This window comes from Paraburkholderia sp. RL17-368-BIF-A, assembly GCF_046054045.1.
Classification (GTDB): domain Bacteria; phylum Pseudomonadota; class Gammaproteobacteria; order Burkholderiales; family Burkholderiaceae; genus Paraburkholderia; species Paraburkholderia graminis.
In genome coordinates, this window is the sequence record NZ_JARESN010000004.1 from 257,922 (window position 1) to 274,172 (window position 16,251).

The 16,251-nt window shown below is 62.9% G+C and carries 15 protein-coding genes; 6 read left to right on the plus strand and 9 right to left on the minus strand.

From position 1 onward, the window contains the following. Positions 1-3: 3 nt before the first annotated feature. From gatB to P0D87_RS09465, 3 genes are all read left to right on the plus strand, one after another. Complete coding sequence (gene gatB / locus P0D87_RS09455) at positions 4-1,479, plus strand: Asp-tRNA(Asn)/Glu-tRNA(Gln) amidotransferase subunit GatB (protein WP_029969452.1); 1,476 nt, start codon at positions 4-6, stop codon at positions 1,477-1,479. A 175-nt stretch (positions 1,480-1,654) separates the two neighbouring features. Continuing rightward, a complete protein-coding gene (locus P0D87_RS09460) occupies positions 1,655-2,491 on the plus strand; it encodes a PPK2 family polyphosphate kinase (protein ID WP_006050530.1) in 837 nt (278 codons plus the stop codon). Positions 2,492-2,558: 67 nt separating this feature from the next. After that, a complete protein-coding gene (locus P0D87_RS09465) occupies positions 2,559-3,341 on the plus strand; it encodes an exodeoxyribonuclease III (protein WP_053857371.1) in 783 nt (260 codons plus the stop codon). Between the two features lie 113 nt (positions 3,342-3,454). Here P0D87_RS09465 and P0D87_RS09470 read toward each other — a convergent pair whose 3' ends face one another. From P0D87_RS09470 to argB, 7 genes are all read right to left on the minus strand, one after another. Then, positions 3,455-4,756 carry a M48 family metallopeptidase gene (locus P0D87_RS09470; protein ID WP_082367042.1) on the minus strand — a complete coding sequence of 434 codons (1,302 nt, stop codon included), beginning with the start codon at positions 4,754-4,756 and terminating at the stop codon, positions 3,455-3,457. Next, positions 4,753-6,147 (minus strand): AmpG family muropeptide MFS transporter, encoded by a 1,395-nt coding sequence (locus tag P0D87_RS09475; RefSeq protein ID WP_053857372.1) that lies wholly within the window; start codon positions 6,145-6,147, stop codon positions 4,753-4,755. The genes P0D87_RS09470 and P0D87_RS09475 overlap by 4 nt, the downstream gene beginning before the upstream one ends. Positions 6,148-6,161: 14 nt before the next feature. Then, positions 6,162-6,770 (minus strand): methionine biosynthesis protein MetW, encoded by a 609-nt coding sequence (metW, locus tag P0D87_RS09480; RefSeq protein WP_006050526.1) that lies wholly within the window; start codon positions 6,768-6,770, stop codon positions 6,162-6,164. After that, positions 6,767-7,912, minus strand: coding sequence for a homoserine O-succinyltransferase MetX (gene metX, locus P0D87_RS09485; protein ID WP_006050525.1), 1,146 nt, complete (start codon positions 7,910-7,912; stop codon positions 6,767-6,769). The genes metW and metX overlap by 4 nt, the downstream gene beginning before the upstream one ends. 307 nt (positions 7,913-8,219) lie before the next feature. Next, complete coding sequence (slmA, locus tag P0D87_RS09490; RefSeq protein ID WP_053857373.1) at positions 8,220-8,894, minus strand: nucleoid occlusion factor SlmA; 675 nt, start codon at positions 8,892-8,894, stop codon at positions 8,220-8,222. Further along, on the minus strand, positions 8,861-9,664 hold the full coding sequence (locus P0D87_RS09495; RefSeq protein ID WP_006050523.1) for a pyrimidine 5'-nucleotidase: 804 nt from the start codon (positions 9,662-9,664) through the stop codon (positions 8,861-8,863). The genes slmA and P0D87_RS09495 overlap by 34 nt, the downstream gene beginning before the upstream one ends. A gap of 104 nt (positions 9,665-9,768) precedes the next feature. Next, positions 9,769-10,668, minus strand: coding sequence for an acetylglutamate kinase (argB, locus tag P0D87_RS09500; RefSeq protein WP_006050522.1), 900 nt, complete (start codon positions 10,666-10,668; stop codon positions 9,769-9,771). Between the two features lie 261 nt (positions 10,669-10,929). On the opposite strand from argB, the gene P0D87_RS09505 reads away from it, so the two are divergent. Further along, positions 10,930-11,154, plus strand: a complete 225-nt coding sequence (locus P0D87_RS09505) for a cysteine-rich CWC family protein (protein ID WP_081653027.1) — start codon at positions 10,930-10,932, stop codon at positions 11,152-11,154. A gap of 56 nt (positions 11,155-11,210) precedes the next feature. Here P0D87_RS09505 and P0D87_RS09510 read toward each other — a convergent pair whose 3' ends face one another. Next, complete coding sequence (locus P0D87_RS09510; protein WP_053857374.1) at positions 11,211-12,839, minus strand: tetratricopeptide repeat protein; 1,629 nt, start codon at positions 12,837-12,839, stop codon at positions 11,211-11,213. A gap of 112 nt (positions 12,840-12,951) precedes the next feature. On the opposite strand from P0D87_RS09510, the gene P0D87_RS09515 reads away from it, so the two are divergent. Together P0D87_RS09515 and P0D87_RS09520 are read left to right on the plus strand one after the other, a co-directional pair. Then, positions 12,952-14,262: an ATP-binding protein gene (locus P0D87_RS09515; RefSeq protein ID WP_006050520.1), complete on the plus strand. Its 1,311-nt coding sequence runs from the start codon at positions 12,952-12,954 to the stop codon at positions 14,260-14,262. Further along, positions 14,259-14,801, plus strand: a complete 543-nt coding sequence (locus P0D87_RS09520) for a response regulator transcription factor (protein WP_006050519.1) — start codon at positions 14,259-14,261, stop codon at positions 14,799-14,801. Before P0D87_RS09515 ends, P0D87_RS09520 begins: the two co-directional genes overlap by 4 nt. A 95-nt stretch (positions 14,802-14,896) precedes the next feature. Here P0D87_RS09520 and hslU read toward each other — a convergent pair whose 3' ends face one another. Beyond that, positions 14,897-16,243: an ATP-dependent protease ATPase subunit HslU gene (gene hslU, locus P0D87_RS09525; RefSeq protein ID WP_053857375.1), complete on the minus strand. Its 1,347-nt coding sequence runs from the start codon at positions 16,241-16,243 to the stop codon at positions 14,897-14,899. Positions 16,244-16,251 lie beyond the last annotated feature (8 nt).

Sequence of the window (16,251 nt, forward strand, 5' to 3'; positions counted from 1 at the left end):
ACCATGACCAAGCAATGGGAAGTCGTGATCGGTCTGGAGACCCACGCGCAGCTGTCCACGCAATCAAAAATTTTCTCCGGCGCCCCCACGCAATTCGGCGCCGCGCCGAACACGCAGGCTTGTCCCGTCGATCTGGCCTTGCCCGGCACATTGCCGGTCATGAACCGCGGCGCCGTGGAGCGCGCAATTGAGTTCGGTCTTGCAATCGGCGCAACGGTCGCGCCGCGCAGCATCTTCGCGCGTAAAAACTATTTCTACCCCGATCTGCCGAAGGGCTATCAGATCAGCCAGTACGAGATTCCCGTCGTGCAAGGCGGCCAGGTGACGATCCAGGTGCCGGCCAACGAGAAGGCGGGCACGGCGGCCTACACGAAGGTCGTCAATCTGACGCGCGCCCATCTCGAGGAAGACGCCGGCAAGTCGCTGCACGAAGATTTCGCGGGCATGACCGGCATCGACCTGAATCGCGCGGGCACGCCGTTGCTCGAAATCGTCACCGAGCCGGAAATGCGCAGCGCGGCCGAAGCAGTGGCCTACGCCAAGACGCTGCACACGCTCGTCACGTGGCTCGGCATTTGCGACGGCAACATGCAGGAAGGCTCGTTCCGCTGCGACGCGAACGTGTCGGTGCGTCCGGTCGGCCAGGCCGAATTCGGCACGCGTGCTGAGATCAAGAACCTCAACTCGTTCCGCTTCCTCGAAGAAGCGATCCAGTACGAAGTGCGCCGTCAGATCGAACTCATCGAAGACGGCGGCACGGTAGTGCAGGAAACGCGTCTGTACGATCCGGACAAGCGCGAAACGCGCTCGATGCGCAGCAAGGAAGACGCGCACGATTACCGCTATTTCCCCGATCCCGATCTGATGCCGCTCGTGATCGACGCAGCGTGGGTCGAGCGCGTGAAGCGCGACATGCCGGAGCTGCCGGAAACGATCCAGCAGCGTTTCGTGTCGCAATACGGTTTGACGCCGTATGACGCAAACGTGTTGACGTCGAGCAAGGCGACGGCCGCGTATTTCGAAGCGGTCGTCGAGAAGCTCGGCGCGGCCAACGCGAAGGTCGCGGCGAACTGGGTGATGGGCGAGGTGTCGTCGCAACTGAATCGCGAAGGTCTCGACATTGCCGGGTGCCCGGTGTCGTCCGCGCAACTCGCGCTGCTGTTGCAACGTATCGCCGACGGCACCATCTCCAACAAGATCGCGAAGGAAATTTTCCTCGCGATCTGGGAAGAGAAGGCGACCGACGAGGCCGCCGCGGATCGCATCATCGAAGCGAAGGGCCTGAAGCAGATTTCGGATACCGGCGCGCTGGAAGCGATCATCGACGAGGTGCTCGCGGCGAACCAGAAGTCGGTGGAAGAATTCCGCGCGGGCAAGGAGAAGGCGTTCAACGCGCTGATCGGCCAGGCCATGAAGGCGACGAAGGGCAAGGCGAATCCGGCGCAAGTGAACGAACTGCTGAAGAAGAAGCTGGGCTGACGCCTCGTTCGGGCCAGGCTGAAATTTGGCCGACGTGCGGTCGAACGTCTATAGCCGAAGCATTGTTTGCGCTTCGGCGACCGCGGGCTGTTGCCGGAAACGAAAGTGCGGCAACGGCCCGTTTCATTTGCGGGCCCGCTTTTGCGAACCCGAACGCAGATTACGGAGTGTGTGGATGGCGAAGCGACCCGACCTCGACGATTTCCGCGTGCCTTATTTCGAGGGCAAAAAGAACGGCAAATTCTCGCTCGATGATTTCGATCCCGCGTCGAAGCCTTTTTCCACGGGATCGAAAGATTCCGACCGCGAGCGGCTCTCCGAGATCGGCGCGAAGCTCGACGTCTTGCAGGAACGCTTGCACGCGCAACGAAAGCGCCGCGTGCTGCTGGTCCTGCAAGGCATGGACACGAGCGGCAAGGACGGCACGATTCGCGCCGTGTTTCACGAAGTCGACCCGCTCGGTCTGCGCATCGCGCCGTTCAGGGCGCCGACGCCCGACGAACTCGCGCACGACTTCCTGTGGCGCGTGCATGCGCAAGCGCCCGCTGCGGGCGAACTGACAATCTTCAATCGCAGCCACTACGAAGACCTGCTGGTGCCGACCGTGCTCGGCAACATCGACGCGAATGCATTCGACGTGCGCTGCCGCCACATTCGCCAGTTCGAGGAACTGCTTGCCGACAGCGACACGACGATCATCAAGTGCATGCTGCATATTTCAAAGGACGAGCAGCGCGAGCGGCTTCAGGCGCGCGTCGACGATGAGACCAAGCACTGGAAGTTCGACGTAGCGGATCTCGACGCACGCAAGCAGTGGGACACATACCAGGGCGTTTATCGCAACGCGCTGGCCGCGACTTCGACCGAATACGCGCCGTGGTACGTCATCCCCGCGGACTCGAAAACGCATCGCAATGTGATGGTCGCCGAGTTGCTATTGCGCACTTTCCAGGACCTGAAGCTGGAATTCCCGCCGGCCAAGGAATCGCTGAAAGGCGTGAAGATCGAATGACTTTCGGCGTCGTCGGAAAACCATCTCGAAGACGAATCTCCAAACGAATCGAACACAAAGGAACGACATGTTGCGTGTGATTACCGCCAACCTGAACGGCATCCGCTCAGCGGCCAAAAAGGGTTTTTTCGACTGGTTCGGCGAGCAGAATGCCGACGTACTTTGCGTGCAGGAAATCAAATGTTCGCAGGACGACATGACGCCGGAATTCCTCGCGCCGCATGATTTCACCGGCTATTTCCAGCACGCGGTGAAGAAGGGTTATAGCGGCGCGGGCGTCTATACGCGTCACGAGCCGGATGAGGTTGTGATCGGCTTCGGCAGCGAGGAATTCGATCCCGAAGGGCGTTATGTCGAACTGCGTTTCGGCAAGCTGTCGGTTGTGTCGGTGTATGTGCCGTCAGGGTCGAGCGGCGAAGAGCGTCAGCAGGCCAAGTATCGTTTCATGGACGAGTTCATGCCGCATCTCGCGCAACTCGCGCGCGAGCGCGAAGTGATCCTGTGCGGCGACGTGAATATCGTCCATAAAGAAATCGACATCAAGAACTGGAAGAGCAATCAGAAGAACTCGGGTTGCCTGCCGGAAGAGCGCGCGTGGCTCACCAAACTGTTCGACGAAGTCGGTTACGTCGACGTCTTCCGCACGCTCGATCAGCGGCCCGAGCAATATACGTGGTGGAGCAATCGCGGCCAGGCGTATGCGAAGAACGTGGGGTGGCGGATCGATTATCAGATCGCGACGCCGGGCATCGCGAGCAAGGCGAAACGCACTGACGTGTTTCGCGACATCAAGTTCAGCGATCACGCGCCGCTGACGGTCGACTACGACCACGACGTGTCGAAGAAGTGAGTTTTAGATTCTGCGCGGCGGCCTTGAGTTGAAGCGCCGCGTCGGTAAGAGCGCCTGAGCGGCGTCCGCAAGACGCGCGCTCGAGATCGCGGAGGCGTGAAGCGTGACGCCCGTTAATCGCGCGCCAGTTTGCGGCGCGGACGGCCCATGCCCGCATAGTCCGGCAGCGCATCCACGGTTTTGCCGATGGCCTTCGCATAAAGCGGCAGCATGTCCGGCAGACGCTTGACGATGTCCTGGCGGCGCGCGGGCGAGTACGGATGCACGTAGATGAAGCCCTGCTCGCGATTGCTGCGCGTGGCCTGCGCGAGCTTGTCCCACAGCGTGACCGCCGCGCGCGGATCGAAGCCCGCACGAGAGGCGATGTCGCTGCCGATCACGTCGGCTTCGGTTTCGTCCGTGTTTTCGTACTTCATTTCGAGCAGGCGCGAACCGATGCCGAGCGGCGCCGCGCCCAGGTCCGCGAGACCGAAGAGCTGCGGGATCGTACCCGACGAATCCAATTGGCTTGCCTGCAACTGACCGAGCCGCTCACGCGCATGTTCACGCAGCGCATGCGCGATCTCATGGCCGATCAGCATGCCGAGCTCGTTGTCGTTCAGATGCGCGCGGTCGAGCAGCCCACCGTACACGACGATCTTGCCGCCTGGCAGGCAGTACATGCGAATGTCGGGCGAACGCACGACGGCGACGTCCCACTTCCAGCCTTTCGCCCGCTCGTTCCATTTGAGCGAGTACGGAACCATCTTGTCGACGATCGAGCGCACGCGCGTGACATGCGCATCGGCGTCGCCGTATAGACGGTTGGCGTGCTCGGCGCCGTACGCGATCTGGCTGAACTCTTCGGCGGCTTGCGCCTCGAGCATCGGCGACGGAATCAGGTTGCGGAACACCAGATAGCCGCCGTAACGCAACTGGTTGCTCGGGCCGTACGACGCAGCCGGCTTTGCAGCGCCAGCGGGCGATGACGTCGGCGCCGCGGCTTTCGCGCTCGCGGATGGTTGAGCGGTTGGTCCTGGCGGCGAGTTGCCGGAACTCGTCGCGCTGTTCGCGGCCGGCGGTGCAGCCGGCGCGCTTTCGGCGTTCGTGGCCGCCGCAGCAGATTTAGCCGCGGGCCCGGGCGGTTGCGGCGCTGCAGCCGTTGCAGCGTTGAGCGACGTGCCGGCCGCGGCGCTGTTAGCGGCGGGCGGTGCAGCGGTGGTCGGGGCGGCGGCGGCCGGCGCTCCAGTGGCTGGCGTTCCGGCGGCCGGCGTTCCAGCGGCTGCGTAAACAGCAGCGGACGGCGCGATCAAACTCACAAACCCCGAACAGCCGACCCACAACGCTGCGCGAAGCGCACCACGGCCAGCATCGCGCAACGCGACGCCGCGGCGCGCACCCAGGCGCAATGGCTGTTTTGCGAAAAGCACCTTCACGACCGCACTCTCCACGGCGCGATGCGCAACAGAAGCAGCATGCCCGGCACAGCCAACGCGGTACAGACAATGAAGTAGTCGAACCAGCCGATCTTCGCGACCACATAGCCGCTCGCCGCCGACGCCAACGTGCGCGGCACCGAAGCCAGGCTCGTAAAGAGCGCGAACTGCGTGGCCGTATAACGCGGATCGGTCGTGCTGGCGATGTACGCGGTGAAGGCCGCCATCGTCAGACCGGTGGAGAAAGTTTCGAAACCGTAGACGAGCGCGAGCGCGACCGAGCGCGGTTCGAGTTGCACCGACCAGTCGATGCCGACCCACGACAGCAGCTTCGTCGTGCCTTCGCTGGTCCAGACGGCGATGTCGTAAATCGCCGTCAAGCCAGGCGAAGCAGGTCCGAGATGCGCGAGCCAGGCGAAGCCGAGTGTCGACACCATCTGCAGGATGCCGAAGATCCACAAGCCGCGGCCGATGCCGATCTTCATCAGCCAGATGCCGCCGACAATTCCGCCCGCGAGACTCGCGCCAAACGCCGTCGTTTTCGCGATCACGCCAATCTGCGTGCGCGAGAAACCGATGTCGAGGAAGAACGATGTGGACAACGTCGTCGCCATCGTGTCGCCGAGCTTGTACAGAAAGATGAAGCCGAGCACGAACAGCGCGCCGCGCCAGCCATCGCGCTCGACGAATTCGCGGAACGGCTGCACGATCGCGTCGCGCAAATTCTTGGGCGGCGTGCCGTGCACTTCCGGCTCGCGGACTACAAGCGTCATCACCATACCAGGCACCATGAACGCAGCGGTCACGATGAACACGGTAGTCCACGGCAAATGATCTGACAGAATCAGCGCCAGCGAACCCGGCACCAGTGCCGCGATCTTGTAGGCATTGACGTGCACCGCATTGCCGAGACCCTGTTGCGTGTCGCTTAGCAACTCGCGCCGGTAGGCATCGATTGAAATGTCCTGGCTTGCGCCGAAAAACGCGACGAGCGCCGTCAATGCCGCGACGGTCCAGATTGAGTCGCGCGGCGACACGAACCCAAGCGTGCCGATAGCGCCGGCGACCAGAATCTGCGTGACGAGCATCCAGCCGCGCCGTCTGCCCGGACGCCAGCCCGGAAAGCGCGGGACGTAGCGATCCATCAGCGGCGCCCAGATGAACTTCCAGGTATAGGGAAACTGGATCAGCGCAAAAAGGCCAATCTCCTTCAGATTGACGCCTTCAGAGCGCAACCATGCCTGCACCAGATAGACGAGCGTGAACAGCGGCAATCCCGACGTAAAGCCGAGAAAGACGCAGATCAGCATGCGCGTATTAAAAAACGCGCGCCAGCCGGGATGTTCTTCGTGAGCGGTAAGTGCAGGCGCCTCGTGCGGCGGGTTCGACATGTGGATAGCTTGCGTTAGCTTTTCTTGACGCGATAGACCGCAAGACTACCACGCCAGTTCACGCCCCACCGCACCGTCTGACCGTCGTGCAGCACGACACGGTCGAGAATTTCGATGCCGACTTCGGGCGCGAGCGCCTCGAAGTCCTTGATGGTCAGCACGCGCACGTTAGGCGTGTTGTGCCATTGATAGGGCAGCGACTTCGACACCGGCATCCGTCCCCGAACTACGGAAAGCCGATGCGCCCAATAGCCGAAGTTCGGAAACGACACGATGCATTCGCGACCGACGCGCACGGTTTCCCGCAAAATCGCCGCGGTCTGATGAATGGTTTGCAGCGTCTGCGACAAAACCGCGAAATCGAAGCTGCCGTCTTCGAAAAGACGCAGGCCGTCTTCGAGATTCTGCTGGATCACGTTGACGCCGTTTTGCGTCGCGGCCAGCACGCCCGCGTCGTTGATTTCGATGCCGTAGCCTTGCACGTCCAGTTCCTCGGTGAGCAGCGACAGCAGCGAGCCGTCGCCGCAACCCAGGTCCAGCACCGTGGCGCGCGGTTCGACCCAGCGGGCGATCGCGCGGAAGTCCGGGCGCAGCGCCAGATAATCGAGTGCTCGCTGGTTCATGCGTTCACCTCGTTCGCAATGCGTTCGTAGTAGGCGCGCATCAGGTTGTGATAGCGCGCGTCGTCGAGCAGGAAGGCGTCGTGGCCGTGCGGCGCGTCGATTTCCGCGTACGTCACGGTGCGCTTGTGATCGAGCAGCGCCTTCACGAGTTCGCGCGAGCGGGCCGGCGCGAAACGCCAGTCGGTTGAGAAGCTGGCGATCAGATATTTCGCTGTGGTGTGCGCAAGGGCCGCTGTCAGATCGCCTTCGAAGGCTTTCGCCGGATCGAAGTAATCGAGCGCGCGCGTGATCAGCAGGTACGTGTTCGCGTCGAAGTAGTCGGCGAACTTGTCGCCCTGATAGCGCAGGTACGACTCCACTTCGAACTCCACGTCGAAGTTGAAGTTGTACGCGTCGAGCGCGCCTTCCGCGCGTCGCAGCGAACGGCCGAATTTCTCGGCCATGTCGTCGTCCGACAGATAGGTGATGTGGCCGATCATGCGCGCGACGCGCAAGCCGCGCTTCGGCTTCACGTTGTGCGCGTAGTAGTTGCCGCCGTGAAAGTCGGGGTCCGACAGAATCGCCGAGCGCGCCACTTCGTTGAACGCAATGTTTTGCGCGGACAGCTTCGGCGTGGACGCCACCACGATGCAATGCGCGACGCGCTGCGGATACATCATGCTCCACGCGAGCGCCTGCATGCCGCCGAGGCTGCCGCCCATGACCGCGGCGAAGCGCTCGATGCCGAACCGGTCCGCGACGAGCGCCTGCGCATTGACCCAGTCTTCCACCGTCACCACGGGGAAGGCCGCGCCATACGGTTTGCCGGTGGCCGGATCGATACTCATGGGCCCCGTCGAACCGAAGCACGAGCCGAGATTGTTCACGCCGATCACGAAGAACTTATCCGTATCGAGCGGTTTGCCTGGGCCGACCATGTTGTCCCACCAGCCGATGTCCTTTGGATTGTCCGCATAGACACCCGCCACATGATGCGACGCGTTGAGCGCGTGGCACACGAGCACCGCATTGCTGCGCGCGGCGTTGAGCGTGCCGTAGGTCTCGACCATCAGGTCGTAGCCGGCAAGCGAGCTGCCGTTTTGCAGACGCAACGGCTCGGTGAAATGCATTTTTTGTGGAGCGACGATACCGATCGATTCCATTCATTCCGCCATTTGACAAAGACAGGGCGGCTAGACGGCGTCGGCAAAGCACGGAGGAGAACGACTTGTGCGCGGCTGACGACCTCTTTAGCCGCATTTATAGTGAACCGCGGAATTGTTCCACTGGTTCGCGCGCCCGCAATCGAGTCAGCAAATCGGCGCGTAGTACGTGTGTTCTGGAAGGCGGTTCCCTCGATACCTGTCATGTGCTTTCAGGTAATGCAAGGGCCGCAGTCAGGCGCAAAGTATAGCGGAAAATTCCGGGCGGCAACGTCTGGCCGGCAGCCCACGCGGCTTCCCGAGCACGCTACTGAAGGATCACTCGCAATTGCGAATCGGCGTCGTCGGCCGGCATGCGCACAAAGCCGCTACGGACAAAGCGATGCCAGCGTCCAATGACATAGCTCAACAGCAGACTCGCGCGCACGGCAGGATCGTAGTCCGCCGGAAGAGGTGCGAGCGTTTCGTGCGCGGACGAATCGACGCTCACCGCAGCCAAGCGCAAACATTGCTTCAGCGAAGCTTCGACGCGCTCGAGCATCTGATTGACGCGCGTCGTCAGCCGCTCATGTTCGCCGACGAGCGCCTCGCATGTCAGCACGCGCGTCATGCCAGGATTTTTCGCGGAGAAGTTCAGCAGCATCAACGCGATCGCGCGCGCCTGAAGTACGCCGTTGTTTTCCTTGTCGACGATCTGATTGATCAGGCCGAAGATGGTCTGTTCGATGAACTCGATTAGTCCTTCGAACATTTGCGCCTTGCTCGCAAAGTGACGATAAAGCGCCGCTTCCGACACGCCGAGCAGCGAGGCGAGGGCGGCGGTGGTGATCTTTTCGCTTTTCGGCGCTTCAAGCATCGCGGCGAGCGTCTGCAGGATATGCACGCGGCGCTCGCCTGGCTTCAGACGCTGCGCTCGCGGGACAGCCGCCGCGGCGGGGTCGGGTTCGGCTAGGGCTTCGTCAGGCTTGTCGATCGGCTGCATGGCTGTCGTCCCGTCTGCTGGCGCTTCAATCGAACCGAGCGGGTGCTCAGTCGTAGCGATTTTAACGAACGAATGCTGCGATCGACATAATGCGGCCGGCCGGTGCCCGGCAGACGCGTGGGCACGCCGTCCATATGCGGCTTACGCGGCAGATGGCCGGTAATCCACACCGTGCGGATGCCGAGCCGCCGATAGTTCTTCAGATGCGAGCGCGTGTCTTCGACGAGGATCACGTCTTTCAGCGACACATGCGCGTCGCGCATCGCCTTGCGCAGCATCGCGTGATCGGGCTTCGCGCGCCAGCGGCGCCGGTCGCGCATATGCTCGATGGCGATCACCTGCTCGAACAGACGCTCGATTCGCAGTTGCGCGAGCACTGCGCGCGCATAGCTTTCGGGCGCGTTGGTCAGCACGATCTTGCGGCCCGGCAGCGCCGCGACGAGACGCGCGACGCCTCGCTCGTGGCGGATCATCGAGCCGAGATCGGGAAACGTGTGGACGACCTTCAGGAAGTCGTTTGCATCGAGCGGATGATGGCGCGTGAGGCCCAGCAGCGCCGCGCCGTAACGTTGCGTGTAGCCGGTGCGCAGGCGGTTCGCTTCGTCGAGCTCGACTTGCAGCGCGTCGATGATGTACTGCGTCATCGCCTGATTGATGGCGGGAAAAATCGCGTGCGACGCGTGATGCAGCGTATTGTCGAGATCGAACAGCCAGACCGGACCGCCACTTGCGATCTGCGGACGACGGCGCCGGGAAGTCGGAGTGCGCATGGGGAGAAGTGCTGTTCAGGCGCCGGGCGCTGCGGCTAGCGGCGTGATGGACACACGAGGCGCGGTGCAGCGGCGCGCCTCATGTGCCCCGTGTGACGCAGGCATCAATGCGAGCGGATCATCGTGCCGAACGGCTGTTCGGTGAGAATTTCGAGCAGCACCGAATGTTCGATACGCCCGTCGATGATGTGCACCGAGCGCACGCCGCTCTTCGCGGCATCCAGCGCCGACGAAATCTTCGGCAGCATGCCGCCCGAGATCGTGCCGTCGGCGAAGAGCCCGTCGATTTCGCGCGCGGACAGATCGGTCAGCAGATTGCCTTCCTTGTCCATCACGCCGGGGATGTTCGTCATCATCACGAGCTTCTCGGCGTTCAGCACGACCGCCAGCTTGCCCGCGACGAGATCGGCGTTGATGTTGTACGACAGCCCGTCTTCGCCGAAGCCGATCGGCGAGATGACGGGAATGAACGCGTCGTCTTGCAGCGCCTTCACCACGGCCGGATTGATCGCCTCGACCTCGCCGACCTGGCCGATGTCCACGTACTGGCCGGGATTGTCGCGGTCCGGCATCAGCATCTTGCGCGCGTGGATCAGACCGCCGTCCTTGCCCGTCAGACCGACCGCGTGACCGCCGAAGTGATTGATCAGCGTGACGATGTCCTGCTGCACTTCGCCGCCGAGCACCCATTCGACGACTTCCATCGTCTCTTCGTCGGTAACGCGCATGCCTTGAATGAACGTGCCCTGCTTGCCGACCTTCTTCAGCGCGTGGTCGATTTGCGGACCGCCGCCGTGCACGATGACGGGATTGATGCCGACCAGCTTCAGCAGAATGACGTCGCGCGCGAAGCCCTGCTTCAGCCGCTCCTCCGTCATGGCGTTGCCGCCGTATTTGATGACCACGGTCTTACCGTGATACTGGCGAATGTAGGGCAGCGCCTCGGCCAGGATTTCAGCCTTCAGGGTGGGCGCAATCTGCGAAAGGTCGGGAAGCTCGGACATGGCGGCAGGCTCGGGCACGGAACAGTTAAAACAGGGCGAATTGTACAGGACTGGCGCGCTGCAACAGGGTTTTCGACGCGTGCGGCGGCGGCGTGCAACGCCGCGTTTGCGTGCTATGAAACCGTGCTTTGCAGCGGCAACTCGGAGTCAAGCGTAGCGCGTCTTCCGTGTGCCTGTGAACTAGCCGAATGGATGACTCACGGTAGGACGCAAGCCGTGGCATCATTTCCCTGTCGATGCCCGCGAGACCGTCCGCCTGTCATGAAACCGTCTGTTTCCCGCCCACCAGGCAGCGCGCGCTGCCCGCGCTGCGGCAATGCATTCGATTGCGCGATGCACGCAGAGCCTTTCGACTGCTGGTGCCGCGAGATGCCGGCACTGCCGCGCGAGCGGCTGGACCCCGCCGGCCGTTGCCTTTGCCCCGAATGCCTCGCTGCGGAAATCGCGCGGACGGCTCAGCCAGAGCCCGGTGCGGACGTGCCGTGAACGCCTCTGCTATGGGCCGTCAGGCTCACGGTCACGCTCGCTCCTCGCTTTAGCGCTTAGCGTTGTGCAGCGACGTGCTGTGCCGCGAGCGCTTCCAGATCGCGGGAGACGGCTTCAAGCGCCGGCGTCCACTCGCCGAAGCTCGGCTGCCGGTACAGCGTCGCGCTCGGATACCACGGGCTGTCGCGTCGATCGATCAGCCAGACCCAGTGCGGGTTGACGTCGAGCAGCACCCACGTGCGTTGCCCGAGCGCGCCGCTCAGATGCGCGGCCGACGTGCAAACGGTGATGACGAGGTCGAGCGCGCCGACGAACGCGGCGGTGTCGTCGAACGTGGCGAATTCGGCGGTGTAGTCGGTGATCGGCAGGCCGGCGGCCGCGGCTGCATTCACGTCGGCGCTCGCGCCCGGTTGCAGCGAGTAGAACGCCACATTGCGCATGCCCGCAAAGTGCTCCGCATAGCGTTCCCAGCCGACACGCCGAAACGGATTGCGTTGATGCCCGTGGCTGCCCGTCCACGCGAGTCCGACCTTGAGCCTCGGCTCGCCGGCGAGCCGTTGACGCCAGCGCTCGAGAGCAGCGGCGTCCGCGTGAAGATAAGGCCCGCGCGACGGGATGGCCGCCTCGCTCGTGCCGAAGACCAGCGGCAGGCTCAGCAATGGAATCTCGAAGTCGAAGGGCGGCAGCGATTCGACACCGCCGCCCGCCGAAAACTGATCGACGTGAGCGGCCAGACTGCGCGCCATCAAGCCGCCCATCTGCGGGAACGAGTTCCACACGAGACGGCCGCCTTCGCGATGCACGTAATCGGCCAGCATTGGAATGTAGCGGCAGAATTGCAGCAGATCGCCCATGCCCTGCTCGCCCCATACCAGCAATGTTTTGCCGGCGAGCGGCTCGCCCTTCCAGGTCGGCGCCGGGAAGGTGGGACGATTGCCGCGCAGCTCCGACGAGCCGCTCCAGCGCGCCTCATGCGAGAGCCAGCCGTTCGCGTAGTCGCCGCGCATCAGTTGCAGCATCGACAGATTCGAACGCATACCCGCGTGGTCGGGCGCGAGTGTGCAGGCTGTTTCAGCGGCCTGCAAAGCCGCGTCCCAACGTTGTGCCTCTCTTAGCGCCAGCGCATAGTTGTTGTGGGCGAGCGCACTGGACGGCGCGCACTGAACCGCTCGCTCGCCGGCTTCGAGCGAGCCCGACAAATCCAGGCTCTGGCGATAAGCGTTTGCAAGATTGGTCCAGGCGTTTCCATCGTCGGGATGTGCAAGCACGGCTTGTTCAAGAAGCGCAGTTTGCTCGCGAAGGTCGCCATTCGACAGCGAAAGCGCGCCAGCGAGGTTGCTGCGTAGCGACGGCAACGTGGGTTCGAGTGCGAGCGCGCGGCGGTAGGGAGCGACCGCCTCGCCGTGCCGGTCCGCGATCTGAAGCGCGTAACCGAGACGGAAGTGCGCACGCGCGTTGCCGCTATCCAGTTGGGCAATAATGGAGGCCAGTTCGATCGCATCGCCCAGGCGTTGTTGCTCGATCAGATTCTGAGTGAGCGAGGTCAGCGAGTCCTCGTCCAGCGGATGAAGCTGCGCTGCCGCGCGAAGCGCTTGTGCTTCCGGCTCGACCGCGCCGCTCACACGCGCCGCGGCGGCTTGCTGCATGAAATTAAGGAAAGCTGACGGGATGTCGGAGTCGACCATGAGGATTGCGGCCGAGAAATCGGCGCGAGGCGCTAACAGAGAAAGCTATAGTATCACCGGGCTGCGGCGGCACTATTGGGAAGCGTCCGAACGGGTAAAGTGAACTGAAGTCATGCATCGTATAACCAACACCGGCCGCGTCAATCTCGGCCATCTGTTCTGGCTGCGCAGCCTTGCGATCATCGGGCAGTTGCTGACCATCGCGTTCGTGCAGATCTTCATCGGCGTGCATTTGCCGTTGCCGGCCATGCTGCTCGTCATCGCGCTCGAGGTGATCTTTAACGCACTCACATGGTGGCGCGTCACGCAGCAGCGGCCCGAGTCGAACATGGAGCTGTTCGGCCAGATCTGGGTCGATCTCGGCGCGTTGTCCGCGTTGCTGTTTCTGTCCGGCGGCACGACCAATCCCTTTGTCTCGCTGTACCTGCCGTCGCTTGCCATCGCGGCGGCCGTGCTGCCCTGGCGACTGATGGCGTGGCTCGCCGCGTTCGCCGTGGCCTGCTATGCAGTCCTCGGCTTCGATTCGGTGCCGCTGAATCTCGACAACCCGGCCAATCTGTTCGACTACTACCGTGCCGGCATGTGGGTCAACTTCATGGTGAGCGTCGGGCTGATCGCGTGGTTCGTCGCGCGCATGTCGCGAGCCCTGCGGCTACGTGACGCAGCGCTCGGAGAAGCGCAGCAGCGCTTGCTCCAGGACGAACGCGCGGTCGCGCTCGGTGTCCAGGCCGCTACCGTCGCTCACGAAATCGGCACGCCTCTGTCTACAATTGCAATGCTGTCCGAAGAATTGCGCGACGCGGCGCGTACCGACAAAGGGCTCGCGCCGTACAGCGCCGATCTCGAACTGCTCGAACAGCAGATGAGCTTGTGCACATCCGCGCTCGCGAGGTTGAGGAGCCGTGCAACCACCGCCACCAATCGCCAGCCGGTCGACGAGTGGCTCGGATCGTTCGCCGAGCAATGGCGCTTGCGCCATCCGCATGTGAAGTTCGAGCGGCTTGGCGCTCCGCCCGCGGATGTCAGTCTCGACGACACGGTAGCCGTCAGCCAGATTCTGACGATTCTGCTCGACAACGCCGCGCGCGCGAGCCGCGATCACGTCACGCTGTCGTGCCGGCTCACGGCGCGCGGCGATCAGATCGAATTCGAAGTCTGCGACGCGGGCCCCGGCATTCCGGCTGCGCTGCGCGGCTCACTCGGAGCGATGCCGGTGGACAGCACGCAAGGCGGGCACGGCGTCGGCCTGTACCTGGCGTTTTCGGCGGCGGCGCGCCTGAAAGGATCGATTGAATTGACGGACGTCAATGCGACCCAACCGCGTGGCACGCGCGCAGTCTTGCGGCTGCCGCTCACCGGTCGCAAAAGTTCCGGCCCGGGCCGCCAAGGCGCCGCGCCATCCAACACGGAGAAACAGGCATGAGCGAGATGAATTTTCTGGTGATCGACGACGACGAAGTGTTCTCCGGTATCCTCGCGCGCGGTTTGACGCGGCGCGGCTATACGGTGAGCGAAGCTCACAACGCGGACGAAGCGATCAGGCTGGCCAACCAGCAGAAGTTCAGTCAGATCACAGTGGATCTGCATCTTGGCAACGACTCGGGCCTCACGCTCGTCGCGCCGTTGCGCGATCTGCAACCCGACGCGCGCATGCTCGTGCTGACCGGTTACGCGAGCATTGCTACCGCGGTGCAAGCGGTGAAAGACGGCGCGGACAACTACTTGGCGAAGCCTGCGAACGTCGAAACCATTCTCTCGGCGCTGCAAAGCGAGGCGAGTGCGTTGCAGGCGGAAGAGGCGATCGAGCATCCCACGCCGCTCTCGGTTGCGCGTCTCGAATGGGAGCACATTCAGCGCGTGCTGGCCGAGCACGGCGGCAATATTTCGGCGACGGCGCGCGCGTTGAACATGCATCGCCGGACCTTGCAGCGCAAACTCGCGAAGCGGCCGGTCAAGCAGTAAGTTGCCTTCATCGCCGCATCGTTTGATGTGGCGCAAAGAAAACGGGCCGCCCTTTCTGCAGGCGGCCCGTTTTGCTTCGTCGCTTCGGCGTTACATCACAGCACGTAGCGCGACAGGTCTTCGTCTTCGGCGACTTCGTTCAGCGCGCGATCCACATACGCCGCGTCGATCTGCACCGTGCGTCCCGAGTGATTGCCGGCGGCGAACGACACTTCCTCCAGCAGCTTTTCGATGACCGTGTAAAGACGGCGTGCACCGATGTTCTCCGTCTTTTCGTTCACCGAATAAGCGATTTCCGCGAGACGGCGAATGCCGTCGTCGGCGAATTCCAGATGCACGTCTTCGGTTGCCAGTAGTGCCTGGTATTGCTTGACGAGGCTCGCATCCGTCGACACGAGGATCGACTCGAAGTCGTTCACCGACAGCGAATCGAGCTCCACGCGAATCGGAAAACGCCCTTGCAGTTCGGGGATCAGATCGCTCGGCTTCGCGAGATGAAAGGCACCGCTCGCGATGAACAGAATGTGATCCGTCTTCACCATGCCGTACTTGGTGTTGATGGTGGTGCCTTCGACGAGCGGCAGCAGATCGCGCTGCACGCCTTGACGCGACACTTCACCGCCGCCGGCTTCATTGCGCGACGCAATCTTGTCGATTTCGTCGAGGAACACAATGCCGTTCTGCTCGACGTTCTGCACGGCTTTGGTTTTCACCTCTTCGTCGTTGAGCATCTTGCCGGCTTCTTCGTCGGTGAGAACCTTCAGCGCTTCCTTCACCTTCATCTTGCGGCGCCTTTTCTTGCCGCCGCCGATGTTCGCGAACATCGAGCGGATCTGCTCGGTCATGTCTTCCATGCCCGGCGGCCCCATGATGTCCATGCCGACTTGCGGCTGCTCGACGTCGAGCTCGATTTCCTTGTCGTCAAGCAGACCTTCGCGCAGACGCTTGCGGAAAGTCTGGCGCGTGGTGCCGCCTTCGTCGGCCGTGTCGATCGTGCTCGAACTGGAACCGAAACCGACCGGACGCGCGCTCGGCAACAGAATGTCGAGAATGCGGTCTTCGGCCTGATCTTCGGCTTTGGTTCGCACTTTGCGCATTTCCGATTCGCGCGTCTGCTTGACCGAAATCTCGATCAGATCGCGCACGATGCTGTCGACGTCGCGGCCCACGTAGCCCACTTCGGTGAACTTGGTGGCTTCGATCTTGATGAACGGCGCGTCGGCGAGCTTGGCGAGGCGCCGCGCGATTTCGGTTTTGCCGACGCCGGTCGGTCCGATCATCAGAATGTTTTTCGGCGTGATTTCCTGACGCAGCGGGTCGTCGACCTGCTGACGGCGCCAGCGGTTGCGCAGCGCCACGGCAACCGCTTTCTTCGCGCGGCCTTGGCCGATGATGTGTTTGTCGAGTTCCGAGACGATCTCGGCAGGGGTCATGGTGCTCATCGTGGGTC